30 protein-coding genes are annotated in these 24,796 nt (G+C 35.5%); 3 read left to right on the top strand and 27 right to left on the bottom strand.

All coding sequences use genetic code 11. The features are described from left to right. Positions 1–73: 73 nt before the first annotated feature. The 10 genes from LMD38_RS18800 to LMD38_RS18845 all read right to left on the bottom strand — a co-directional run bounded on the left by LMD38_RS18800 (position 74) and on the right by LMD38_RS18845 (position 8,225). Positions 74–346: an HU family DNA-binding protein gene (locus LMD38_RS18800; RefSeq protein ID WP_001043860.1), complete on the bottom strand. Its 273-nt coding sequence runs from the start codon at positions 344–346 to the stop codon at positions 74–76. Positions 347–644: 298 nt separating this feature from the next. Next, positions 645–2,123 (bottom strand): stage IV sporulation protein A, encoded by a 1,479-nt coding sequence (gene spoIVA / locus LMD38_RS18805; protein WP_000416519.1) that lies wholly within the window; start codon positions 2,121–2,123, stop codon positions 645–647. Between the two features lie 243 nt (positions 2,124–2,366). Then, positions 2,367–3,080, bottom strand: a complete 714-nt coding sequence (locus LMD38_RS18810) for a hypothetical protein (protein ID WP_228919919.1) — start codon at positions 3,078–3,080, stop codon at positions 2,367–2,369. Between the two features lie 48 nt (positions 3,081–3,128). Next, positions 3,129–3,332, bottom strand: a complete 204-nt coding sequence (locus tag LMD38_RS18815; RefSeq protein WP_001288995.1) for a DUF2768 domain-containing protein — start codon at positions 3,330–3,332, stop codon at positions 3,129–3,131. A 370-nt stretch (positions 3,333–3,702) separates the two neighbouring features. Further along, positions 3,703–3,954 (bottom strand): stage VI sporulation protein F, encoded by a 252-nt coding sequence (locus LMD38_RS18820; RefSeq protein WP_000369754.1) that lies wholly within the window; start codon positions 3,952–3,954, stop codon positions 3,703–3,705. A 115-nt stretch (positions 3,955–4,069) separates the two neighbouring features. Beyond that, positions 4,070–5,092, bottom strand: a complete 1,023-nt coding sequence (locus LMD38_RS18825; RefSeq protein ID WP_000161775.1) for an NAD(P)H-dependent glycerol-3-phosphate dehydrogenase — start codon at positions 5,090–5,092, stop codon at positions 4,070–4,072. 18 nt (positions 5,093–5,110) lie between these two features. Beyond that, a complete protein-coding gene (gene der, locus LMD38_RS18830) occupies positions 5,111–6,421 on the bottom strand; it encodes a ribosome biogenesis GTPase Der (RefSeq protein WP_001125892.1) in 1,311 nt (436 codons plus the stop codon). A gap of 124 nt (positions 6,422–6,545) precedes the next feature. Then, positions 6,546–6,731 (bottom strand): capping complex subunit for YIEGIA, encoded by a 186-nt coding sequence (locus tag LMD38_RS18835; RefSeq protein ID WP_000979051.1) that lies wholly within the window; start codon positions 6,729–6,731, stop codon positions 6,546–6,548. Then, a complete protein-coding gene (locus LMD38_RS18840) occupies positions 6,728–7,621 on the bottom strand; it encodes a YIEGIA family protein (RefSeq protein WP_000575281.1) in 894 nt (297 codons plus the stop codon). The genes LMD38_RS18835 and LMD38_RS18840 overlap by 4 nt, the downstream gene beginning before the upstream one ends. Continuing rightward, positions 7,614–8,225: a YphA family membrane protein gene (locus LMD38_RS18845; protein WP_228920376.1), complete on the bottom strand. Its 612-nt coding sequence runs from the start codon at positions 8,223–8,225 to the stop codon at positions 7,614–7,616. Before LMD38_RS18845 ends, LMD38_RS18840 begins: the two co-directional genes overlap by 8 nt. A 116-nt stretch (positions 8,226–8,341) precedes the next feature. Between LMD38_RS18845 and LMD38_RS18850 the strand changes: the two genes are divergently transcribed. After that, positions 8,342–8,476, top strand: coding sequence for a YpzI family protein (locus tag LMD38_RS18850; RefSeq protein ID WP_000513900.1), 135 nt, complete (start codon positions 8,342–8,344; stop codon positions 8,474–8,476). A gap of 315 nt (positions 8,477–8,791) precedes the next feature. Here LMD38_RS18850 and LMD38_RS18855 read toward each other — a convergent pair whose 3' ends face one another. The 4 genes from LMD38_RS18855 to LMD38_RS18870 all read right to left on the bottom strand — a co-directional run bounded on the left by LMD38_RS18855 (position 8,792) and on the right by LMD38_RS18870 (position 12,313). After that, complete coding sequence (locus LMD38_RS18855; RefSeq protein ID WP_000251031.1) at positions 8,792–9,841, bottom strand: type 2 isopentenyl-diphosphate Delta-isomerase; 1,050 nt, start codon at positions 9,839–9,841, stop codon at positions 8,792–8,794. Between the two features lie 12 nt (positions 9,842–9,853). Continuing rightward, complete coding sequence (gene rpsA, locus LMD38_RS18860; protein WP_000229551.1) at positions 9,854–11,002, bottom strand: 30S ribosomal protein S1; 1,149 nt, start codon at positions 11,000–11,002, stop codon at positions 9,854–9,856. Between the two features lie 331 nt (positions 11,003–11,333). Next, positions 11,334–12,011 carry a (d)CMP kinase gene (cmk, locus tag LMD38_RS18865; RefSeq protein ID WP_000361265.1) on the bottom strand — a complete coding sequence of 226 codons (678 nt, stop codon included), beginning with the start codon at positions 12,009–12,011 and terminating at the stop codon, positions 11,334–11,336. A gap of 128 nt (positions 12,012–12,139) precedes the next feature. Then, positions 12,140–12,313 carry a YpfB family protein gene (locus LMD38_RS18870; protein WP_014893178.1) on the bottom strand — a complete coding sequence of 58 codons (174 nt, stop codon included), beginning with the start codon at positions 12,311–12,313 and terminating at the stop codon, positions 12,140–12,142. A 180-nt stretch (positions 12,314–12,493) separates the two neighbouring features. Here LMD38_RS18870 and ansA point away from each other — a divergent pair, with 180 nt between their 5' ends. Next, on the top strand, positions 12,494–13,468 hold the full coding sequence (ansA, locus tag LMD38_RS18875; RefSeq protein ID WP_000822020.1) for an asparaginase: 975 nt from the start codon (positions 12,494–12,496) through the stop codon (positions 13,466–13,468). 37 nt (positions 13,469–13,505) lie between these two features. Here the strand turns inward: ansA and LMD38_RS18880 are convergent, their stop codons facing one another. The 12 genes from LMD38_RS18880 to LMD38_RS18935 form a co-directional block, all read right to left on the bottom strand. Further along, the gene (locus LMD38_RS18880) at positions 13,506–14,486 is read right to left on the bottom strand and encodes a YpdA family putative bacillithiol disulfide reductase (protein ID WP_016717012.1); all 981 of its coding nucleotides are present in this window, start codon (positions 14,484–14,486) and stop codon (positions 13,506–13,508) included. Between the two features lie 109 nt (positions 14,487–14,595). Beyond that, a complete protein-coding gene (locus LMD38_RS18885; RefSeq protein ID WP_001240643.1) occupies positions 14,596–15,126 on the bottom strand; it encodes a peptidoglycan recognition protein family protein in 531 nt (176 codons plus the stop codon). Positions 15,127–15,205: 79 nt separating this feature from the next. Further along, positions 15,206–15,442, bottom strand: a complete 237-nt coding sequence (locus LMD38_RS18890; protein ID WP_001983018.1) for a DUF3961 domain-containing protein — start codon at positions 15,440–15,442, stop codon at positions 15,206–15,208. A gap of 92 nt (positions 15,443–15,534) precedes the next feature. Beyond that, entirely contained in the window at positions 15,535–15,744 is a 210-nt protein-coding gene (locus tag LMD38_RS18895) for a hypothetical protein (RefSeq protein ID WP_014893180.1), read from the bottom strand. A gap of 79 nt (positions 15,745–15,823) precedes the next feature. After that, on the bottom strand, positions 15,824–17,110 hold the full coding sequence (gene gudB / locus LMD38_RS18900; RefSeq protein WP_000225176.1) for an NAD-specific glutamate dehydrogenase: 1,287 nt from the start codon (positions 17,108–17,110) through the stop codon (positions 15,824–15,826). Positions 17,111–17,372: 262 nt separating this feature from the next. Continuing rightward, positions 17,373–17,981 (bottom strand): genetic competence negative regulator, encoded by a 609-nt coding sequence (locus LMD38_RS18905; protein ID WP_001235392.1) that lies wholly within the window; start codon positions 17,979–17,981, stop codon positions 17,373–17,375. Between the two features lie 77 nt (positions 17,982–18,058). Next, a complete protein-coding gene (locus tag LMD38_RS18910) occupies positions 18,059–18,934 on the bottom strand; it encodes a MerR family transcriptional regulator (protein WP_061184007.1) in 876 nt (291 codons plus the stop codon). Next, on the bottom strand, positions 18,934–19,710 hold the full coding sequence (locus tag LMD38_RS18915; RefSeq protein WP_016717009.1) for a metallophosphoesterase: 777 nt from the start codon (positions 19,708–19,710) through the stop codon (positions 18,934–18,936). Before LMD38_RS18915 ends, LMD38_RS18910 begins: the two co-directional genes overlap by 1 nt. Positions 19,711–19,768: 58 nt before the next feature. Next, positions 19,769–20,248, bottom strand: coding sequence for a LysM peptidoglycan-binding domain-containing protein (locus tag LMD38_RS18920; RefSeq protein WP_001254344.1), 480 nt, complete (start codon positions 20,246–20,248; stop codon positions 19,769–19,771). A 22-nt stretch (positions 20,249–20,270) separates the two neighbouring features. Further along, positions 20,271–20,834 (bottom strand): CPBP family intramembrane glutamic endopeptidase, encoded by a 564-nt coding sequence (locus LMD38_RS18925; RefSeq protein ID WP_001025765.1) that lies wholly within the window; start codon positions 20,832–20,834, stop codon positions 20,271–20,273. After that, the gene (locus LMD38_RS18930) at positions 20,834–22,363 is read right to left on the bottom strand and encodes a RecQ family ATP-dependent DNA helicase (RefSeq protein WP_016717008.1); all 1,530 of its coding nucleotides are present in this window, start codon (positions 22,361–22,363) and stop codon (positions 20,834–20,836) included. Before LMD38_RS18930 ends, LMD38_RS18925 begins: the two co-directional genes overlap by 1 nt. Beyond that, positions 22,353–23,414: a YpbB family protein gene (locus LMD38_RS18935; protein ID WP_014893181.1), complete on the bottom strand. Its 1,062-nt coding sequence runs from the start codon at positions 23,412–23,414 to the stop codon at positions 22,353–22,355. The genes LMD38_RS18930 and LMD38_RS18935 overlap by 11 nt, the downstream gene beginning before the upstream one ends. Before the next feature lie 297 nt (positions 23,415–23,711). Here LMD38_RS18935 and LMD38_RS18940 point away from each other — a divergent pair, with 297 nt between their 5' ends. Further along, positions 23,712–23,960: a ferredoxin gene (locus LMD38_RS18940; RefSeq protein WP_001151996.1), complete on the top strand. Its 249-nt coding sequence runs from the start codon at positions 23,712–23,714 to the stop codon at positions 23,958–23,960. A gap of 122 nt (positions 23,961–24,082) precedes the next feature. On the opposite strand, the gene LMD38_RS18945 is transcribed toward LMD38_RS18940, so the two are convergent. After that, the gene (locus LMD38_RS18945) at positions 24,083–24,661 is read right to left on the bottom strand and encodes an ECF transporter S component (RefSeq protein WP_000810858.1); all 579 of its coding nucleotides are present in this window, start codon (positions 24,659–24,661) and stop codon (positions 24,083–24,085) included. Positions 24,662–24,796: the final 135 nt, after the last annotated feature.

Genomic DNA, 24,796 nt, shown 5'->3' on the forward strand with positions numbered 1-24,796 from the left:
ATATTTATGTTTTTAAAAGCAAAAAGAAGAGTTTCCTAAAAGGAAACTCTTCTTCCCTGTTAATATGTAAGGATTATTTAACCGCATCTTTTAACGCTTTACCAGGTTTGAATGCAGGTACTTTACTTGCAGCGATTTCAATCTCCTCACCTGTTTGTGGGTTACGACCTTTACGAGCCGCACGCTCACGAACTTCGAAGTTACCGAATCCGATCAGTTGTACTTTATCACCTTGTTTTAAAGCTTCTAAGATAGAATCAAAAACAGCGTCTACTGCTTTTGTTGCGTCCTTTTTAGAAAGGGAACTTGCTTCTGCAACAGCATTGATTAAATCTGTCTTGTTCATGCCATTCACCTCCTCCCAAAGATAAGACTGTATAATGATCATAAAATGAGTCTTACTTTCATTTGTAGGCAATTTTTACAAATTCTATACTACAAAGATGTAGATAAATCATTATCAACGCCTATATTATACGATTCTCCTTTATAATTCAATATTTTTAAGGAAATTGTTACTCTTAAAATGTGAAAATCTGATGAAACTTGACAATTTACAACAATATATTAGATAATGGCTGTTTATTTTCCTATTTTGTATGCGAAAATTTAAAAAATCCCTCTACGATGAGAGGGATTTTTTCTTATAATATAATCGCGATTAATCCGCCAGATCCTTCATTAATAATTCTTTCTAGCGTTTCTTTTAATTTATATCTCGCATTTTCTGGCATTAAAGATAGTTTCGCTTGAATACCTTCCCGAACAATCGAGCTCAGCGAACGTCCAAATATATCAGAATTCCAAATTGATAATGGATCATCTTCAAAATCTTGCATTAAGTAACGAACTAGTTCTTCACTTTGTTTTTCAGTACCAATAATTGGCTCAAACGTGGACTCCACATCAACTTTAATCATGTGAATAGATGGTGCTACCGCTTTTAATTTCACACCAAACCTTGAACCGTGACGAATAATTTCTGGCTCATCTAAGCTCATATCAGCTAACGCAGGCGCCGCTACACCATATCCTGTTTGTTTTACCATACGCAGGGCATCCGCCACTTGATCATATTCTATTTTCGCATGAGATAAATCGAGCATAAGCTTCAATAAATGATCTTTCCCTCGAATTTCTACCCCTACTACTTCTTTTAAAATTTGATCATATAATTCATCTGGTGCATATAGATCAATCTCTGCTACGCCTTGCCCCATATCAATGCCAGCTAGGCTCGCTCGATCAATAAATTCATACTGACTAAACTGCCATACGACACGGTCTACATCACGAAGACGTTTTATATCCTTCACAGTCTCTTGAACGGCTTCTTGATAACTTTGGCGTAACCAATGCCCTTCATTTAGCACCATTACCCAGCTCGGAAGGTTCACATTCACTTCTAAAACAGGGAACTCAAATAACGCCTCTCGAAGTACATTGTATACATCTGTTTCTCTTAAACTTTCAACACTCATCGCAATGACTGGGATATCATATTCTTCAGATAAGCTTTGGCGCAATTGCTCTGTATCTGGATGATACGGCTGTACAGTGTTAATGATCATAATGAAAGGTTTTCCGACTTCTTTTAGCTCATTTACGACGCGTTCTTCTGCCTCTATATAATCTCTTCTTGGAATTTCACCAATCGTTCCATCTGTTGTAATTACAACACCAATTGTTGAATGTTCTTGAATTACTTTCCGTGTTCCGATTTCTGCAGCTTCATGGAATGGAATAGGTTCTTCATACCAAGGAGTATTAATCATGCGCGGGCCATTCTCATCTTCATAGCCTTTTGCTCCTGGAACTGTATATCCGACGCAATCTACTAATCGAATATTCACTTCAAGACCTTCATCTACTTCGATAGAAACCGCTTGGTTTGGAACAAACTTCGGTTCCGTCGTCATGATTGTACGGCCAGCAGCACTTTGAGGTAGTTCATCCTGCGCTCTTTGACGGTCAGACTCATTTTCAATATTAGGAATAACTACAAGTTCCATAAATTTTTTGATGAATGTTGATTTCCCTGTTCGAACAGCTCCTACAACTCCAAAATAAATATCACCGCCTGTGCGTTCCGCAATATCTTTAAAAATATCTACCTTTTCCAAGTGATTCCCTCCCTCAATATTTTTGGGAATAATTCCACGTTTATAGTCAACTAATACCTTCTCTAACGTTGCCTATAATATCTGATATAATATAATGGTATTCTAGAAGTTCGGACAATATATCATATAATTTTGTCCAATTTCATATGACTATTAAAAAAATACCTTTTGTTTGCATCGCAAGTTGTGTAACATAAAAAACCTTTCTTCTAGAACTTATTCACTAAAAGAAAGGTTCATGACTTATGATTTTAAAAAAATTGGTTCTCCATTCTTTACCGTATACGGTAAAGAATACGCAGGTACAAACGGAGAATCTTTCGAAAGTATATTCCGAATATCTTCCCCCTCCTTAAATTGTCCTTCGTTTTTTTTCAGCGCTTCATATAAGTCGATTCTATAATCAACATAAATTTCTCCCTTTTCATTAATTACAAACGGAAGTCCTTTACCAGAATACGGACTTGTCACTTGCGGTACATCTTCATATCCAAGTTTTTTGAAATCTAATTCATACACACCATCTGAAATTACCTTTTTAAATGGTGGATATTGATGTTCATCTCGATACATCCTAAGCTTTAATGATAATTGCTGAATTTGTTCAGCCATCCTCACATCAATTAACTTTACTGTCGGGTTTGTTTCAACGTCTATTAATACGTATTGATATACTCCCCCGCTTTCATAGGCATTCCCTGGCGCTTCTTGTATGTAACGCGGAGAAATCTTTTGAAAATCGATTGGATATTTTTGATAAATAGGCGTATTCATATCCCGCGTCTTAATTGGCAATATCCCGTCATTTTGCTCCTTAAATGTCGCAACAGCTTTTTGAACGACCTGCAGCTGATCTTCATAAGGCACAGCATTTTGTTTCATATTTTCTTTTGGATACAGACATCCTGTTAAAATGCTCATACAACAAAATATTAAAATAATATGGACTTTTTTCACTAGCAATCACCTTTTCATACTAATATAACTCGCTCCGTACCATTCCCTTTACTGCTGTACAGGTCCACTAAATACAACAAGAAAAATAACAATTCCTGATACAATCATAAGGGTGTACGCTACCAACGCTGTAATCCCTTTCAAAAATTTATTCTTTATTTTATATCTGCTTAGCAAAATAAAACTTACTGCAAAAAACATAAATCCAATTGCCCCTAGAGCAAACCACATTTTTATAAGCCCTTCCGACATATACACACCCCCTTTTTATTAATCTATTTTTATACTATTTTAACAAATTAAAATCTTTAAACAAATACAAAAAGAACATTTTACTACAAATCTAGATAAAGTGAAACTTTAATCAGTAGGGGGGTTCTTCATCCCCCACTGATTATTAGTTGGACCAATCGGGCTTTAATGGGCAGTTGATCCCCCACCTAGCTTCTTTGCTTTCGCTGAATTTTGAGGTGGGGGTCTTACTGCCCATTAAAGCGGGATAAAAATAAAACCGAAGCGAGTGATACACTCGCTTCGGTTGACCAAATATGCCCAAAACAGCTCTATTCCCATACTTTCATGGCTATCATATGCAATCTACAAACTCTTTGTTTCTCATATTTTATTTTTTAAACATTTTGCTTAACGAGCCAAAATCTGTCGGCATATTATTGTTAATAATCGCTTTTACAATTTGATCCTCTTGTTCTTTCGGCACTTCACGTCCTGCCATAAGAGCCACTTGATGAATCAATTGACGAAGTACAGTCTCATCACGTAAATTCGCATTTTGTACAGATGATGCTAATTTAAAAATATCTTCTTTATTCACTTTCGCTTCTTTTTCAATGTTATTAAAAATGTTGTTATCCATTCTTTTCACCCTCTCCTCAAGTTACTCTTCATCCTATGCAAAAATAAAAAAATGGTGAAAAGACCCAAAAAAATAAAAAGCGACAGAAGTACAATTGTACTTCTGTCGCTTTTCTTTAAAGTAAGTCAGGTATAGCTTCCACTTCATGTTTTCGAACACGCCCCATTAATGAGCCTACTGCATCTTTTACATTATTCCCATTGAATAAGACGTCATATAAAGCAGCTGTAATCGGCATTTCCACTTCCATTTTCTCTGCCAATTCATGCGCAGCTTTCGTTGTTCTTACACCTTCCACAACCATACCCATGCTTTCTAACACTTCTTCTAAAGAGTGTCCTTTTCCAAGCAAATTCCCAGCACGCCAATTTCGGCTATGGACACTTGTACAAGTTACAATTAAGTCCCCCATACCAGTTAGACCAGCAAACGTTAACGGATTTCCACCCATTTTTCTTCCTAAACGAGCAATCTCCGTTAAACCACGCGTCATTAATGCCGCTTTCGCATTATCACCTAATCCAAGACCATCAGTTATCCCAGCAGCTAATGCGATAATATTTTTTAACGCACCACCAAGTTCAACTCCAACGATATCTGGATTTGTGTATACACGGAAATAACTATTCATAAACAAATCTTGTACTTCCTCAGCCGCTTCCATACGCTTTGCTGCAGACGTAACAGTTGTCGCCTGACGTAACCCAACTTCTTCAGCATGACTCGGTCCAGACAGTACAACAACATCTTTAATTAAATCCTCTGGAATTTCTTCCTCAATCACTTCCGAAATACGTTTTGATGTACCAGGTTCAATTCCTTTACTTGCATGAATCCAAGTAGTCGGACCCGCTACATATTTCTTCATATCTTGTAGTACTTCTCTATACGCTTTCGTTGGTACTACAAGCAGTACTACATTTACATCTACTAATGCTTCTTCTAAAGAAGAGTAGGCTACGATTGTGCTTGGCAATGTAATCCCTGGAAGGTATCGACTATTCTCATGTTTTGTATTAATCTCATCCATAAGTTCAGAACGATTTCCCCAAATACGTACATCATGCCCATTGTCAGCTAATACCATCGCTAACGCTGTTCCCCAGCTACCTGCTCCAACTACTGTGATTTTTGTCATAAAATCACATCCTCTCCATTAGTCTCTTGCTCTAGCGATAATGTGAATCGGCGTTCCCACAAAGCCAAATGATTCACGTAAACGATTCTTTAAGAAACGCTCATATGAGAAATGCAATAGTTCTGGATCGTTTACAAACACAACAAATGTTGGTGGTTTTACCGCAACTTGTGTTGCATAGAAAATCTTCAGACGACTACCGTTATGCGTTGGCGTTGGATTCATCGCTACCGCATCCATAATTACATCATTTAATACATTCGTTTGAATACGGATACTATGACTTTCATTTACCTCATCGATAACCGGTATTAGCGTTTGTGTACGTTTTCTCGTTTTCGCAGATAAGAACACAATCGGTGCGTAATCTAAAAATTGGAAATGAGCACGGATGTTTTCTTCAAATGCTTTCATTGTTTTCTCGTCTTTTTTCACTGCGTCCCATTTGTTTACAACGATAACGACAGCTCGCCCTGAATCATGAGCGTATCCAGCGATTTTTTTATCTTGTTCAATAATTCCTTCTTCACCGTCTAAAACGACTAAAACAACGTCAGAACGTTCAATCGCTCTTAGTGCACGAAGTACACTATACTTTTCTGTACTTTCATACACTTTCCCTTTTTTACGCATACCAGCTGTATCGATAATTACATAATCTTTCCCATCTTTACTATATGGTGTATCGACCGCATCACGAGTTGTTCCTGCTACATTACTAACAATTACACGCTCTTGACCAAGAAGAGCATTTACAAGTGATGATTTCCCTACGTTTGGACGGCCAATTAAAGAGAAACGAATTGTATCTTCATCATATCCGTCTTCTTCAATCTTTGGAAAATGCTGTGCAGCTTCGTCTAATAAGTCACCTAATCCTAATCCATGTGTACCTGAAATTGGGAATGGCTCACCAAATCCTAATGCATAGAAATCATAAATATCACTGCGCATTTCCGGATTGTCCACTTTATTTACTGCAAGTACAACCGGTTTATTTGAACGATATAATATTTTCGCAACTTCTTCATCAGCTGCTGTTACACCGTCACGACCATTTGTCATAAAAATGATAACATCCGCTTCATCAATTGCTACTTCAGCTTGTTGACGAATTTGTGTCAAAAATGGCTCGTCTCCAATATCAATTCCACCTGTATCAATAATGTTAAATTCATGATTTAACCATTCTCCAGCGCTATAAATACGATCGCGCGTTACACCTGGAATATCTTCTACGATTGAAACTCTCTCTCCAACAATTCTATTGAAAATAGTAGATTTCCCTACGTTCGGGCGGCCTACTATTGCTATTACTGGTTTCGGCATATACTTTCATCCTTTCAACTTGCTTCTGTTTATTATGTAAAAAACCCTTCTTTGTGCAAGAAGGGATTTGCATTCCAGAATATTTCTCAACGTATCAAAACACCTCACATTATAACACACGTTGCTAATGTTTCACAATAATATATACATTCTCTTGTAAGCGATGCGCAATGCCATCTAGAATTGCCTCTAAATTATTTGCAACAAATTCTAATTCCTCTTTAGATTCACAAGTAAACAGAGGAGCACCACCAGCAAATTTCTCCGGGGTCGTTGTAATAACTGCAAGAATTACACTTTCTAACATCATCTCTTATCTCCCCTTCCTTTCGGAGCTTCCGATGACATATGAACAGCACTTTCTAACGTCGGCACGTTCCCTATGACACCTATTGCTTTCTCCGCATCTTGATCTTGTGGCAAGACAAAGATTCCAACCCTGCCATCCTCTAAATCACGCTTTGCTAACGGTACAAGTGCCGGCGTACCAGAATCTCTATAAATTCCTAAAGCAACAGAAACATCATGTAAAATAGCTTGTCGTTGTCCTAAGTTAGAGATTGTCACCATCGCATCAATTGATTTCGGTCTTAAAATAAAACCCATTCCATACTTCATAATTTCCTCTTGTCTTGCTGGCAATCCAATATTCATAATGTAAATATTATCAATATACAGCCCCGCTCCTTCAAAACGAAGTGGAACATGCTCGATATCAACAAGATCATGCAGCCTCTTACCAGACATTAATTTTTTCGCGATAAAAAATGCGATGATAGCCATAACTACTCCAGCAATCCATGAACGGAACCCTATATAAGCAAACGTCGTTACAAACGACGTTAACATCGCCAAATAGTTGCGACTTTCAAAAACTAATGCAATTCCTTCAATATATGTATTCCCACGCGGTACAAGCTCATAACCATCTAATTGTTGCAATGTATTTCTTTCCATATTACGCACATCACGAAACTGTGTTGCTGCTAACGTAAGAAACGTAATGGCAGAAAAATCTTTTTTCAATATAGACGGAATCGCAATCGCTCCTAAAGCTGCCGCAATTAACCCCATCGCAATATGAATAATTTTCCCGTGGAGCCTCGTCGGATATTGCCGCGTATCTGTCCGGAGCATAAGCACTCTCGTTACTGTCCCTGCTATTACGCCGCATAAAATGGCCGGTGTATATTCAATCATGTATTACCCTCGCCTTTCTTTTACGTGTTTTCCTCTTAAACTGTTCCATGTGTACGGAGACCTTCGCAATCCAAAATAAAATTGCTATGAATAATGTAGAAACAGCAACGATATCAAAAAACGCTAAACTACCGTAATCGTAAGGAAAATGCAGTTTCCGAAAAATAATTGTCACAAACAATTCTCCCTGCAACATTCCTATATAAAGAGAACATAGTCGTAATATGCGATCCTCATGTAATAAAACGGATGCATATACAAGAGCACTACTTAACAAAAACAACCTGTCCACCACAATCCAAATTGGATCATATACTTCTAACAAATGAAAACTTGTATATAACATTGCAATAATAAGTGCCGAAAGTAAGCTATATAATTTTTTCCAAATAGAATAGAGCGTGAGTCCTATAAAAGCTATACCAGAAAGTAAAATTGCATTTACTGATACCGTGAATGAAGCAATCGTTACATGTAACGGAGAACAAATAATAAAAATCAATATGCAGGCGCTTATCTTCCACCGAATAGAGTCCTTTTTCATAAAAAATGTTACGACAATCCACCCTATCCAAGCTACAAAATAAAAAGTACTCCCTTCCATCATTTCACCTCCTATGTTTTCCATTATGGGAACTTTTTATGAAAGTTAATCCACTTTCTTCGCGCATAGTTTTTTCATATAACAGCAACACTTTTAATAAGGAGGTGCTATTCATTATGGGTAAAGATCGTCAAGAACGAAAACTAAGAGAATCTCGCCGCGTTGAATCTGATCGTGACCAATCACTACAATATCCGGGTGCAACTGGACTTGATACACCTGAGCAAGCTCGTAAGCAAAATCAGCACTAATGAATACAAAAAGACGGTTTCGATATTGTACGAAACCGTCTTTTACATATCCCTCATATTTTTTATTTATATCAAAATAATATTTCACATGCGAATCTTTCTACAATTTATTTCTATTCTTCTCTCTTTTCCCTTGGCAAAATTAAATCTTATTCAATAATTAATTAGCAAACTTTCCACATTTTTAATCAAAACTTATTTAATAAAAAATTTATATATATTAACAATTTTATTTTTATAGAATATTAATTCTATCCCTCACCTTATATTACTAAAACGAATAGAATACAAAAAATCAACCGTTCGGTTGATTTTTTATCTCCTACTATAATGCGTCGTATCAATACCACGCTGTGTTAACCAATGATACGTTTCGCCCTTTACAACAAGAGGTACAGATTGTAACTCTTCTATCGTCTTCGCACCGAGAGCTGTCATAATAAATTTCAAATCTGTATGTAGAAGATCAATTTCATCCACTAACTTCTCGATGCCATCTTGCATTAAAATGCGTAAAAAGTATCCAGCAAAAGCAGTTGTATTCGCCCCTAATGCGATTGCTTTCGCTACGTCAAGCGCTGTTTGTATACCCCCAGATGCAATAAAAGAGAGGTTATTATTTGTAGAGGTTGCTTCAACAATCGAGGTTGCTGTTTGTATGCCCCAGTTATTAAAATAAGAAAGCATTCGCTGTCTTCTTTCATTTTCAACAGCAGCAAAATTCGTACCACCTTGTCCGCCAATATCAATTGCCGTTACACCTATGCTCGCTAACTGTTGCATTGTTTCCTTGCTCATCCCAAATCCAACTTCTTTCACAATGACAGGAACTTTACTATTTAAAACAATTTTCTCAATGCGCCGAAGTACACCAGTAAAGTCACGGTCTCCTTCTGGCATCGTTAACTCTTGTATGACATTTAAATGAATTTGCAATGCATTCGCTTCAATCATATCAACAGCACGCTCTGCCTGTTCGATAGTTGCCTCACTACCTAAATTAGCAAAGAAAATACCATTTGGATTTACCTTTCTGATAATCTTATAAGAAGCTGCCTCACTTTCATCTTTTAACGCCGCCATTTGCGAACCTACAGCCATAGCAAGGTTATGATGTTTCGCTACATATGCTAATTGCTCATTAATATGTAACGTTTTCTCTCCTCCACCACCAGTCATCGCATTGATAAAAATCGGCGAACTTAGTGAAAGTTCGCCGATTTTTGTTTCACATGTTATTGTGTCATAATTTGAATTTGGCAAGCTTTGATGCACAAAATCAATATCATGAAAGCCATGCGTACGAGACTGACCAGTAGAAAGAGCGTATTCAATATGATCTAATTTACGTTTTGCCCTTACCACTTGTACCCCTCTTTATTTCTTTAATTTTTTCAGTTGTTCACCAATAATGTCACTTAATTGGAAAGTGGCAGAATCAGCATTCGGTTCATACTGACTATAATCTTCAGTTACATTATTTTCCTCAAGCGCTTCTTTTATACTTAAAGAAATACGTTTCTCTGCTACATGAACTTCAAGTACTTTCACTTTTACTTCTTGTCCCATTTCCAATACTTCATTTGGATTTTTTACGTGACGATTTGCAATTTGAGATACATGCACAAGACCTTCGACGCCAGGTAAAATTTCAACGAATGCACCAAATGTAACAAGACGTTTTACTATTCCCTCACGAATATCTCCAGCTTTTACTTCACCAGCAATATTTTCCCAAGGTCCTGGTTGAGCTGCTTTAATTGATAAAGAAATACGTTGTGTATCAGCATCCACAGATAACACCTTCACCTTTACCTTTTGACCTTGCTCTAATACTTCAGAAGGTTGCTCTACACGTTCGTGTGAAATTTGTGAAATATGAACTAAACCGTCCACACCTCCAACATTAACGAAAGCACCAAAATCCGTTAGTCGTTGTACTGTTCCTTCCACAACGTCTCCTTCTTTTAATGAAGAAATTGCTTCTTTCTTCTTAGAATCTAGTTCTAATTCTACTACCGCTTTATGCGAAAGAATCACGCGATTTTTTTCACGGTCCAATTCAACAATTTTCACGGCTAATGTTTTCCCTTTATAGTCAGTAAAATCTTCTACATAATGTACTTCTACAAGTGAAGCTGGGATAAAACCACGAACACCAAGGTCCACAACTAATCCACCATTCACGATATCTTTTACGGTAACATCAAATACGTGACCAGAAGTAAATTTCTCTTGTAATTCTACCCATGCTTTTTCTGCATCAACAGCACGTTTAGATAAGACAAGATCATTTTCTTCTAATTTAATAATCTTTAATTCTAGTATTTGATCTAATTCTACAACATCGCTTGCTTTTTCAATATGAACGTTAGCTAATTCACTAATTGGAATTACGCCATCTGTTTTGTATCCAACATTTACAAGCACTTGTTTCTCTTCAACTTTCGTTACAGAACCTGTAACAACGTCACCAACTTGTAATTCTTTTGAATCCATAACTTCTTCATTCATTTTCTCTACCATGGAAATACCTCCCTACAGAATTGACAAAGCATTTTTTATGTATATACGAAATGAAAACAATTGTTTTCATTTGCATGTTTAAGAATTTATCATCACATACGTAAGCTTCATACATTTCACTAGAAAATATATTAAACCTATATAAATAGTATACAGCAAAATCATCTTGAAGAAAGTATGTTTTGAAATATAATAGCGAATATATTCTGAAAGTTTTATCCTTCTTTTATTAACTTCTTACAAATCTGATTATTTGTCAAGGAAAGAGACTCACAATTCACGTATCCTTTACATTTCATAAATAAAAAAAGAAAGGGGCTATGCCCTTTCTTTATTTCGCAAACACTCCTGAAACAATACTCATAATCTTTTGGACAACTTCTTCAATTGATAAAGAAGTTGTATCTAATTCCAATGCATCATCAGCTTTTTTTAGAGGAGAAACTTCACGTTCTGAATCTAATTTATCACGCTGAGCAATTTCTTCTTTTAACTGCTCTAAATTAGAATCGAAGCCTTTATTCATATTTTCTAAATGTCTTCTCTCTGCTCTTTCTTCAACAGAAGCAAGCATAAAGATCTTCACTTCAGCATCTGGTAACACATGTGTACCAATATCACGGCCATCCATTACAACGCCGCCTTTTTCTGCTAACTCTTGTTGACGACGTACCATTTCTTCACGAACAAGGCGATGTTTTGCCACAATTGATACTCGATTCGTCACCTCAGGTGTACGAATGACTTCCGAAACATCTTGTCCATTTAAAAATACAAGTTGTGTATTTTCTCCTTGCTGAAACTCAATTTTTACATTTTTTACAACTTCCATTAACTGCTCTTCATTTTCAATGTCCACTTTTTGCTCAAGGGCTGCATATGTAATTGTACGATACATTGCGCCTGTATCAATATAAACGTAAGAAAGCTTCTTCGCTACAACTTTTGCAACTGTACTTTTTCCAGCAGCTGCTGGACCATCTATAGCAATTGAAATTCGTTTATCCATTGTAACACCTCATTTTTTCACTTATAAAACAAAACGAAAAGCAGGTATTCTCCTGCTTCTTCTCATTTGCTTCACGTCATTAAATCCTCAATTATTGTAGCATAATCCTTCATAGAAGAAAATGAAAACTACCTATTCACCCGTAAGATTTCTGCTTTGTTTTTTACCATGACACCTTCATAATAAACAATTTTAGATAAATATTTCACTGATGACTTATGTATAAATAACAATTGCACAACAGAAAGACAAATGAATTGTATTATTAATATACGAATAAGCATTCTCTCCATCTTTTTCAACGTAATAGCTCCCTCCTATACTGTATTTGCACATTTCGTTTCGTAATTTTATACATCGTACATATAGCATTTCATTTTATTGTCATTTTCGAGGCATACTTTTATACATTTCCATTGTCGAATTTACTCAAAACATGTTATGTTCTAAATGTATTTTTTTACTTGAAAGGGGTATAAGCATTGAAAAGAATCCTAGTTTTACACACAGGTGGAACAATTGCAATGGAGGAAGATAAAGAAACTGGGGTCGTACAACCAGGTGAAAAAAATCCTCTTTTAAAATTCATTCCGGATTTAGAAGGCGATGTTGATTTAATCGTTGAAGATGTGTTTCATCTACCATCTCCTCATATGACACCGAGCGAAATGTTACAATTACAAGTCATCATTGATGAAAGAGTAAAACAAGACAACATTCATGGCGTAGTCATTACGCATGGTACGGATACATTAGAAGAAACAGCCTATTTCTTAGATTTAACAGTACAAGCAACTATTCCGATCGTTGTAACAGGCGCAATGCGCTCTAGCAATGAATTAGGTGCTGATGGTCTATATAACTTCTTATCAGCTGTAAAAGTCGCTAGCAGTAGTGAAGCTGCCGAAAAAGGCGTTTTAGTCGTATTAAACGACGAAATTCATTGTGCTACAAACGTAACGAAAACACATACAAGTAATGTAGCAACATTCCAAAGTCCACAGTATGGACCAATTGGTATGGTAACAAAACGTGGTGTTGTATTCCACCATGCTTTAGTACATCACGAAACATATTCAGTAAATAAGGTTTCTAAAAATGTAGTCGTTCTAAAAGCGTACGCTGGTATGGACGATACATTGTTAGCAGCAATTGAAAATCTTCCGGTAGACGGGATTGTTATTGAAGCGCTTGGACAAGGTAATTTACCTCCAAGAACACTTCCTAGTCTAGAGCGACTAATAAATAAAGGAATTCCTGTCGTATTAGTTTCTCGCTGTTTCAATGGCATTGTTCAAGATGTATATTCATATGAAGGTGGCGGCAAACAATTAAAAGATATGGGTATTGTATTCACATACGGTTTAAACGCTCAAAAAGCACGTATTAAATTATTAGTTGCATTAGAGAATACAACTTCTCATGAAGCAATCCAAAACATGTTTATGCACGATTAAAAAAGAAGCTGTCGAAGTTTATTTCGACAGCTTCTTTTTATATTTCTCTTGTTGCAATGGTTTGCGCAATCGCATCCCCATGAAATCGACCGTTCTCAATAAATATTTCATTTGCATTATTTCCAGCAGCAATTACACCTGCAATGAAAATATTTTCAGCGTTCGTTTCCATCGTATCCTGTGCATAAATTGGACGTCCTGTCTCTTCATCAATCCGAACACCCATCTTTGTTAAGAAACTATGATCAGGATGGTAACCAGTCATCGCAAATACAAAATCATTTTGGATTGTATATGCTTCGCCATCAACTGTATACGTTAATGTATGTTCAGTAATTTCTTTCACATGAGCTCCGAAATGCATGTCAATTGTACCATTTCGGACTAACGCCTCAAACTCTGGCAAAATCCACGGCTTTATACTTGGTGAATACTCACTTCCGCGATATAAAACCGTTACACGCGCACCAGCTTTCACAAGCTCTAAAGCGGCATCTACACTCGAGTTTTTCCCACCTATAACGACTACATCTCGATCAAAATAAGGATGTCCTTCTTTAAAATAGTGAGCTACCTTCTTCAATTCCTCACCAGGAACATTCATATAATTTGGATTGTCATAATATCCAGTTGCTACTACAATATATTTCGCTATATATACTTCTTTACTTCCGTCACGCTTTGTCGTCTCAACCTGAAAAGCTTCTCCATCTTTTTGAACGTTCTCCACTCGTTCAAAAGCATTTACACGTACAGATTTACGTTTTACTACTTCGCGATAATACGCAAGCGCTTGATTTCGAACAGGCTTACGATTTTCTGTAATAAAAGCTACATCACCAATTTCTAATTTTTCACTAGAGGAGAAAAATGTTTGATGAGTTGGATAATTATAAATTGCATTTACAATGTTTCCTTTTTCAATTACTAACGGATTTATCCCTACCTTTTGCAACGAAATTGCTGCTGCTAATCCGCACGGACCGCCTCCAATTATAATAGCTGTTTCTTTCTGCATACTCGGTTCACTCCTAGTCTTCTACCAATACACTATTTATAAAAACAAGAAAAAACCTACTTACAGCAGTAGGCACCTATCTTTATTGTATTCATTTTTCATATATTTGTCATCTAAACGAAACGTACATCCGATAGACATCTGCTAAAAACTGCTGAAATTTAATACCTTGTTTCCCTAATACATTTTCAGGATCAATCTTTCTAGCTGGGTCAAGTGTTTTATGTGATACGATATCTTTTTTCGGATTCAAGCCGAAGTTTTGACATAAATACGCATGATACCACGTAAAACGGGTATATGCTTCCCAAAAGTTAACATCACCGCCATAACAAAGCTCCACTCCAATGGCAGCCTTATTGGCATCATATCCATATAAGTCATTATCTGTCGGCACACCATATCGAACATGGTAGGCAACTTCATTTATAGGAATAATTTCTAATATCGTTTTGTCATCTATAAATGTATGTGCCGAAGCTTTCGGCTGTATTTCATTAAAATAATCCCGATTCCCAATCGCATTGCTACCAGGATTCCCCGTATCATGACTTACAATAAACCTTACTTTAGAAAGAGGAATACCCGGTCGTGAACTTCCATATCCAATATAGTTACGCTCTATAGGAAACATCGCCATTACTACCAACTCCCGCTTCAGAAGATTACCTTACTTCTTTATATATGTATTCGGTAGCAATGTCCTTATAGCATATTTCTTACGCAAAGAGAAAATCGAAAATATTTGATGTGAACACCATAAATAATAAAATACTTACAGCAACTCCATAAAAACCGTAAAACCAAACACAATCTTCTTTCGTATCTAAACCGAAAAATTTATTTACTGATTGTAATAATGTGCCGCGCTTACTTTGTTTGTTTCTTAATACTTCCACTCGTTCTACAACATCTGCTGGCATCATAAATCTTTGGTCTACTGTCATTTTCATCATTTATCTCTCCTTAAAATCATTTCCGTTTTGTTTATCTAAGGAGAGTATAGCACGTTTGTTCGTGTAGAACAAGCGTTCTTTTTGTTTTTATTTTATTTTTCAACAAACCAATTAATAATTACCAATATAAAAGCGATAATCGGCCCTACTACAACCGCACCAAATATTAAAAATAATAATCCTTCTCCGAACACCCGAGCGGTACTTGCTTTTCGATCTTGCTTCGTTTTTACGAGTTCTCCCTCTAACCTCTTAACCTTTTCTTCTAATTGTTCTACTCGTTCCATCATTTCATCTCCCATTTACAACACCTCACTCTAATACTTCAACAAAAAAAACGTGATTCCCTCGAAAGGAATCACGTTTTCTCACAATATAATATTATACCCAACCTCTGAAGCGACTTGCTTCAGCCATTTTACGAACACCGACCATATACGCTGCTAAGCGCATGTTCACTTTACGAACTTGTGCTGTTTCATAAATAGAATCAAATGATCTTACCATTACTTTTTCTAAACGTTGTTCTACTTCTTCTTCAGTCCAGTAGTAACCTTGGTTATTTTGTACCCACTCAAAGTAAGATACTGTTACCCCACCAGCACTCGCTAATACGTCTGGAACAAGTAAAATTCCGCGATCTGTTAAAATTTTAGTTGCTTCTAATGTTGTTGGACCATTTGCAGCTTCAACAACAATTTTCGCTTTAATATCATTAGCATTTTCTTCTGTAATTTGATTCTCAATTGCAGCTGGAACTAAAATGTCACAATCAAGTTCTAACAATTCTTTGTTTGAAATTGTATTATTAAATAGTTTTGTTACTGTACCGAAGCTATCACGACGGTCTAATAAATAATCAATATCTAATCCATTTGGATCATGCAATGCGCCGTAAGCATCTGAGATTGCAATAACTTTTGCACCTGCATCATGCATAAATTTAGCTAAGAAGCTACCAGCATTACCGAATCCTTGAACAACAACGCGCGCACCTTTAATATCAATGTCGCGTTTTTTTGCAGCTTCGCGAATACAAATTGTAACACCTTTCGCTGTTGCTGTTTCACGTCCATGTGATCCACCTAATACAAGTGGCTTACCTGTAATAAATCCTGGCGAGTTAAATTCATCAATACGGCTATACTCATCCATCATCCATGCCATAATTTGAGAGTTTGTGAATACATCTGGAGCTGGAATATCTTTCGTCGGCCCTACGATTTGACTAATTGCTCGTACATAACCGCGGCTTAATCTTTCTAACTCACGGAATGACATTTCACGTGGGTCACAGATAATTCCACCTTTACCTCCGCCATATGGTAAGTCGACAATACCACATTTTAAACTCATCCAAATTGAAAGTGCTTTCACTTCGTTTTCTGTTACATTCGGATGGAAGCGAATTCCACCTTTCGTTGGACCAACAGCATCATTATGTTGTGCACGATATCCTGTAAATATTTTAACAGTCCCGTCATCCATACGAACTGGTATTTTCACTGTCATCATACGAACTGGTTCTTTTAATAATTCATATACTTCGTTTGGATAACCCAATTTTTCTAACGCTTCACTGATAACAATTTGTGTTGAATTCAATAGTTCAAAATGTTGTTCCCTTTGTTGTTGTGTTTTTGTTTGAGTTCCCTTTTCGGCTACCATAGTAAGTAAACCCCCTGTAATTTCACTTGTTTAGTAAACCTTCATTGCCTAGTATACACCGTTAAATTTGGAATGCAATAGAAAACGCTAACAAATATATACAAAGTATTTTCTGTTGCAAGCGTTTTCACTATCATTATAGTCCTTTTATTACTTTTAGAAAAGTAAAATACTTAAATATTTAAATATTTTTTATTTTATTCATGTACAGCACTTTGAAAAGATACATTTAAGTACAATAAAAAAAAAACCTTAGGTTATATTAGCTAAGGTTTTGTTTTTTCACAAAGTAATTGTGTATTTGTTCAATTGCTTGAGAAGCCATTAATTCTTTACCATACTCCATTAGACGATAAATAGTTGCTGTAGACGGATTACCATATTCCGCTAAAATAGCTATAAAATCTGCCTTCAGTAATTGAATTTGCTCCTCTTCTTCCATCCAAAGATAGAAACGCCCATCCCACGTATATAATTTTCCGCCAGTTACATCAAGGTTATATAAACGATTCGACAGGTTAATTACGTCATCTAGTGTAGCAAATTCATAAAGGATATGCTCGCTTTCATCTAGAGTCACTTGCATTTCAATAAACTCGTCACGGAACTCATCATCTGTATCCGCTTCTTGATGTTCTTTCGTTACAATTACGACCATTCCTTGCGCTTGTAGAGAAAATACTTCAACTGCAATCGGACCATCCGCTTCAAATCCTAATTCTTTATTTGCTTCTTGCATCATATCACGAAATAATTGCTGTACTTTCGGTGCATTTCTCCACAAATCTTCTTTCGTTAATCCTCTTTCAGATAAATCATCAAATGTTAAGAAAATTTTTATCTTATTGTAATTTAATCGTTCCAGCCTCATATCATACCCTCCCTACGCAACCAATGAATATAATTTTTATTATATGAAATAGAAAATAGATGGTTCTTTTCGAACAACTATTCTAACATGTTTAACCAATTATCCCATTCTTCTTTCGTATCACCAATTAGGCTTGTTTGAATGTTCAACTGATCTCGAGCACCTATTTCTCCTATAATCCCAACAGAAAGGTTCTCATTTTTTTCTTGCAAAAAATCCACATAGCTCATTACGTTCTTCCGTTCTCGTCCGTCATCAAAAGAGATTACTACATATTTAGGTCTTATTTGCTCAACAGCTAACGAAATACTATCTTCCGCTACGCTTGCCCGAATATATATCACATCATATCCTTTTAATCGTAAATACGTTGAGAAAACAAACCCTTTCAACATATTACTTTCTAACACGACAACTTTGTGTATAGAAGAAAACGATGATGCATTATGATATACCATCCCTAGACGCGTTTGTAAAAATGATACGACATATTGGAATTGCACCATTGTAACTTCATTGTTATTTTTTAACGTTAACAATTTATTTGACACTTGAAGAACAATACTTGCTATAACTTTTTCTGTTGCATAAATACTAAAAGCCTCGTTTAACAATGCAGAAGTTGTAATTTCATCAAATTTTAACAAAGCTTGTAGTATATCGTCCACTAAAACAACTTCTCTATCGTAATGTATTTCATTTTGAACATTATTCTGCAAACGATTCCCTTCTAATAATTGAACTGCTTGTCCAATCATCATGCCGGAAGAAACCTTGTCCATTAACCATTTTAAAATTTGAATATGCTCTTCTGTATATAATCGATGCCCCGCATGATTCCGCTTTGGGGCAATCATTTGATATCGTCTTTCCCATGCACGAAGCGTACTTGGTTGAATTCCAATTATATTCGAAACAGCTTTTATATTATATTTTCCGTTTAGAGTTGGCATCATTTCCCTCCGCATAACGTAATAATATGTGTTTGAGCAGGTGCTCGGAAGCGAAGTGGAACCAACGTTGTTCCATACCCATTACTAACAAAAAGAGTCATATTTGAATGCTTATATACGCCACCTTTTAAATATTTTTTAGATGGGAATAATCGAATCTGTCCTCCATGTGTATGTCCACTTAACACAAGTGAAATTTGTTCTTTTCCAGACATTTTATTTATTATATCAGGGTTGTGGCTAATTAATATGCGAAAACCATCTTCCTTACAATCAGCCAACGCTAAATCTAAACGATCACGTTTCAAACCAACATCATCTACACCGAGCAAACAAATTTTCTCTCCTAATTCAGACTCAAATACAACTCTTGTATTATCTAAAACTTTCACATTATTTTCTAATAATAAAGCATCCAATTCATGATATTCAATCTCATAATCATTATTTCCCCATACAAAATATACAGGAGCTATCGCTCTTAACTTTTGTATATTTGCAGAGATTTTCGATAAAGGGACACCTTTTTCCGCTAAATCACCACCAATAATTACAAGATCTACTTTTCCTTTTACTTGTTCAATTAACGAATTCGAAATGCCCCTTCTATGAATATCTGATATAAAGAATATATTTACTTTTTGAAAACTTTTCGGAAATTCTTCAAATATTAAAGTATGTTCTAGCACCGTATTACGCGTTGCTTCCGTATACATTACAAGAAGAAATATAATACCAATACAAACGAGAGTACTTAATAAGATAATCCATATCATATATTTTTTACTCCCTTCCTCATAAAGATAATTCCCAGTTTTTATAGTAAGTATTTTACTAACTCTCTCGCTTCGTGGACTTATCTTTTATCGGAATTTTTAATTCTTGACCTACATTCACTTCATCTTTTTGTAAATCATTATACTTTTTAATCACTTCGATCCCAGTTTCATCTGAAAAATATTGCTTCGCTATACTTTCTAAGGTTTCTCCCTCTTTCACCGTATGTGTGACAACTTTCTCAGATGATGCCTCGGACTGAGATTTAGCTGAATCAAAGAAAATGACCTCAAATGCACTTTTTCCAGCGTTATTACCATCACTTTTCACCTGAATATATTTATCCGTATACCATAAAATACTAATTGGTAGTAATATGAATAGAAATGTTAAAACTCGGACGAAAATATGATTCATTTTAAACTTTTGTTTTTTCTCTTTATTTCTATGAATTTCACTACGCGGCGGTAAACCTTCTTTTTCTTCCACTCGCTCAACTTCTAATTCCTCTTCAAAATCAGGAATTCGTCTTCTCATGTTGTTCACCACCACCTTCCATTTATTTTCTTAATTGGAGCCCCATTATAAAATCAACAAGAAAGTGTGCAAAGATTGTTATAAACAAATTTCCTGTCCATTCAAATACATAGCCAAAAACAAAACTAATGAAACAGACGAAACAAAACAAAAATGGCTTTTTTATATACCGAATATGTAATACTGCAAATACGAAACTCGCTATTACAATTCCAAAGTGCGTCTGCACTACACCTCTAAATAAAAATTCTTCTGCAAAGCCGATAATGAATGTAATAACAAGTAGATGCATAACTGACATCCCTTGAAACATCCTATCATTAATACCACCATCATCAAACCAAGACTCTGGAAATACTCGCATTGCAACATAATCTAATAACACAATACCAATCGCTAACAAGCCACCTATTATAAGTATAGACACCGGTTCCCATTTCCACAGACTATACACCGACTTTATATCTCGGAATAGTATATATGCTAGTAAACAACCGATACCGATAATAATGAACTGTGTGATATACAGATTCAACCTTATTTCTTTCGGACTCATATCTTCAATATTATGCCTTTGAATGTTCATCATTCCCCCATCTTTTCTAGACCGAAAAGCTTTTGTAACTCTGTTTCCCAATTATAGTCGAAATCCGATTGTTGCGCTTGTCTTTTTTTATAATCTGTTTTTGTAATATGACAATAGTCGCAGCAATTCTTTAACTCGCCCTCTTTTCTGTAACCGAACTGTCGCAGCAAATATTCACGTCTACATTCTTTCACTTGTATCCATGATTTCATGTTTTCTAGCTCACTATATTTATTACGTAGCCTGATTTCTACTTCAGCTATTAATCTTGTCATAATTTCATCTGACAAGCTCTCTAATATTAATTTTCTCTGTTGTATGATTCCAAGCTTTTCAAGATGATAGCGGATGAAACGCCAATATTGTTCATTAAATCTTGCTGCATTATAACAAATTTCTTCTACCTCTTCTATTGGTAATTCTTTCGTTTGAAACATTCTTTCCTGCAGTAAAGAAAATAAAAATTGTATTTGTGACTGGCTTGGCAATTCATCTTCAATGATTGAAATTGGTAAATCGTGATCTAACGGACTGCATAGTAAAATAGCTATACTAGGTTCACCATCTCTTCCAGCTCTTCCGATTTCTTGTAAATAAGAAGCTATATTAGTCGGATAGTGGAAATGAATAATATATCTCGTATTTGATTTATTTACTCCCATACCAAAAGCACTTGTACATATTACAAGCTGCAACTGGTCATTCATAAACTGCTGTTGAATTAACATGCGCTCTTCATGTTCCATACCACCATGATAGAAAGCGACACCAGTAACGCCTTTTCCTCTTAAATATTCCGTTAAACGTTCTGTCCATGCTCTGCTTGAACAATATACAATCCCCGGCCCTTGTAAATACATCACCTGTTCCAAAAGCGCCTCTTTCTTCTCTTCTATCGTCTCCACAAATTGTACTTCCATTGCTATATTTGGACGATCAATAGAATACACATGCTGCGTCACATTCTCCAAATTCAAACTCTCTGCTATATCTCGGAGTACATCTTTCGTCGCTGTTGCAGTTAATGCTAGCACCGTAGGAGACCCGATATTTTCAATAACTACATTTAGTTTTTTATAATCTGGTCTAAAATCATAACCCCATTGCGAAATACAATGAGCTTCATCCACAACAAATAATGAAATATGAACTTTCTTCAATTCTCTTATTAACAATTCCGACTGCAACATCTCAGGTGAAACAAAAATAAATTTATAGGAAGCTAACCTTTTCATTGCTTCTCTTTTTTCATGTAATGTCCGAAAACTATTAAATGCTATCACTCGGTTTTTCACAACATATTTTAATTGTGTAACCTGATCTTCCATCAAAGATAATAATGGTGATACAACAAGTACTGTCCCTTCTTGCATGAGCCCTGGAAGTTGATAGCACATAGACTTCCCTCTTCCGGTCGGAAGCATCGCTATAACATCTTTTCCTTCCAATAAATCTGTAATTACCCCTTTTTGACCTGGACGAAATTCAGAATATCCAAACCACCTATATAAATATTCCTCAAGTTTCATTTATACCCTCCATCCGCGCCAATACAAGACGAACTTCAAAATAAGAGATACCCTCTCCAACAGCTTGTTTCAACTCACGCAACTTACGTGTTTGTAATGCATCAATTACTTCTGTTACTTTATCTATTTTGTCTTTTTCCATAAACATCTCGATAGAAAAATCTCTTTCACGCAAAGCAATTTCAACAAAATGATCTTCTATCGTTGCAACCTTTAGATTTCTAATTGTCGCTATTTCTTCTAATGAGCGCCCTTGTCTCCAAAAATTATATGTTTTTTTCGTTGATAAACTAAATAATTCAGCTCTCTCATTTGGATAAGAGATAATCTCAGCTAATAACGGAAATTCATTTTCTTTATCGCGAACTTCTTGTATAAGGAAATGAATTGTACCCCAAAATAAGAAATATACCCTAAAAATATCTCGTTTCGTAATTTCCGCTAACTGCTGCAATGTACAACCGATACGTTCATATCCTGTTAATCTATATGTTACAATCGTCGCTTCTATCACATCACATTTCCCTAAAAGATTATGTATTTCTTTCCATAATCTTTTCGCCAATTCACTTCGCCTATACGGCATACCTGTTAAAAATCGCTTCACCCACACCATTATTTCTGTATCTTGTTGAATAGGAATAAACTTCGTATTATTCTGTTGTAAATTAGATACAGTTTGAATAATTAAAGATAATCTTTTCCAAAACGTTTCACCTAATTCACCATAGTGCAAACCATGCAAATGGGCTGGAAAAGCATACCCTTCCTCCCATGTATGTAACTGCATTTTACCTTTAGGTGTTAACAAATATGTATTTTCATGTATTTCTTGAATCAAATCTGCTTGCAACAACTTTGCAACTTCACGATCATATTCATTTCTATTTAACGATTTATATATTCCAAACAAAAAAGAAATTCGGAACATATTTCCATCTTGTAACGTTTGCGAAGAACGTTTTCCCTTTAATAAATAATAAATAGAAGAAACGGTTCTTTCACCATTCAATTGTTTTAAACAATACAATACAGTATATTGTAGTTGCATTACCGCTTCCACCTTTCAATCTAACTTAATTACTTTTGATATGATTGCGCCATCTACCGTTACTCATTAAACTTATCATATGGGCAATATATACTTGTATATATTATATTGTACCAAACGAAATAACATTTACGTATTTTGAAAATCTTATGACATAATGCAAAAATTAGTTGACACTCTAATTGATAAGGATTATCATTATAATTTTATGTTGAAAAGTTTTAAAAACCGTTTTACAATAAGGTTATAATTTTTATGGCGAGCTTTTCACATACATATTATCAGGAGGGAAAAAAGATGGCAAAATATACAATCGTTGATAAAGATACTTGTATTGCATGTGGTGCTTGTGGCGCTGCTGCACCAGACATTTATGACTATGATGATGAAGGTATTGCATTCGTAACATTAGACGATAACCAAGGTATCGTTGAAATTCCAGATGTATTACTTGAAGATATGATGGATGCATTCGAAGGTTGTCCAACTGACTCAATTAAAGTTGCTGACGAATCATTCGACGGCGATGCTTTAAAATTCGAATAGTCTTTTATTAACTTCAAAAAATACCCCTCATTCATTTGAGGGGTATTTTTTGTTTTCTATTTTCAGTCTCCTTAATAAAAAACCATTAGTAGTTGTATACTACTAATGGTTTTATTTTATATTTATGCATTTTTCATTTTTGCAAATACCCATACTTTCAGGCGTGAGAATAACGCTACAAATACAATTGTTACAACAATTCCTTTAATCAAATTAAATGGTAAGATTGCCGTTACAACCGTTGTTTTTATCGCTTCGCTAGACATAGCTGGTGAATTTAAAAACCAAGTGTAAGCTGGGAATATGATGATGTAATTTAATACACTCATAATGAGCGCCATTGTAATTGTCCCTAGCATTAATCCTGTCGTTAAACTCTTAACAGTACGATACTTCCTAAATAAGAAAGTTGCTGGTCCAATAAATAAACATCCTGCAATAAAGTTAGCAATTTCTCCAACTGGTACTCCCGTTAAACTCCCTTGAATCCCGTAATGTAAAATATTCTTTATCGCTTCTACAATTACCCCTGCAACTGGCCCAAAAATAATCGCAGCGATTAGAGCTGGCACATCACTAAAATCAATTTTTAAAAATGGCGGAAGCCCTGGGAATGGGAAATCCAACATCATCAGTAAATATGCAATACTACTTAGCATTGCTACACTCACCATCTGCACTACACTGTTTTTTTGTTTCATCTTTCTCTCTCCTTTTCCATCGATCATCTCATGGAAAGTGGAAAGGTTCTGCTATGCCTACTTTTTCATAGAACGAAAAAACCCTTTGTGTTTTACACAAAGGGAGAATTTAAGGCACATCAAACAGACGTTCAA

The organism is Bacillus pacificus, from assembly GCF_020861345.1.
Taxonomy (GTDB): Bacteria; Bacillota; Bacilli; order Bacillales; family Bacillaceae_G; genus Bacillus_A; species Bacillus_A pacificus.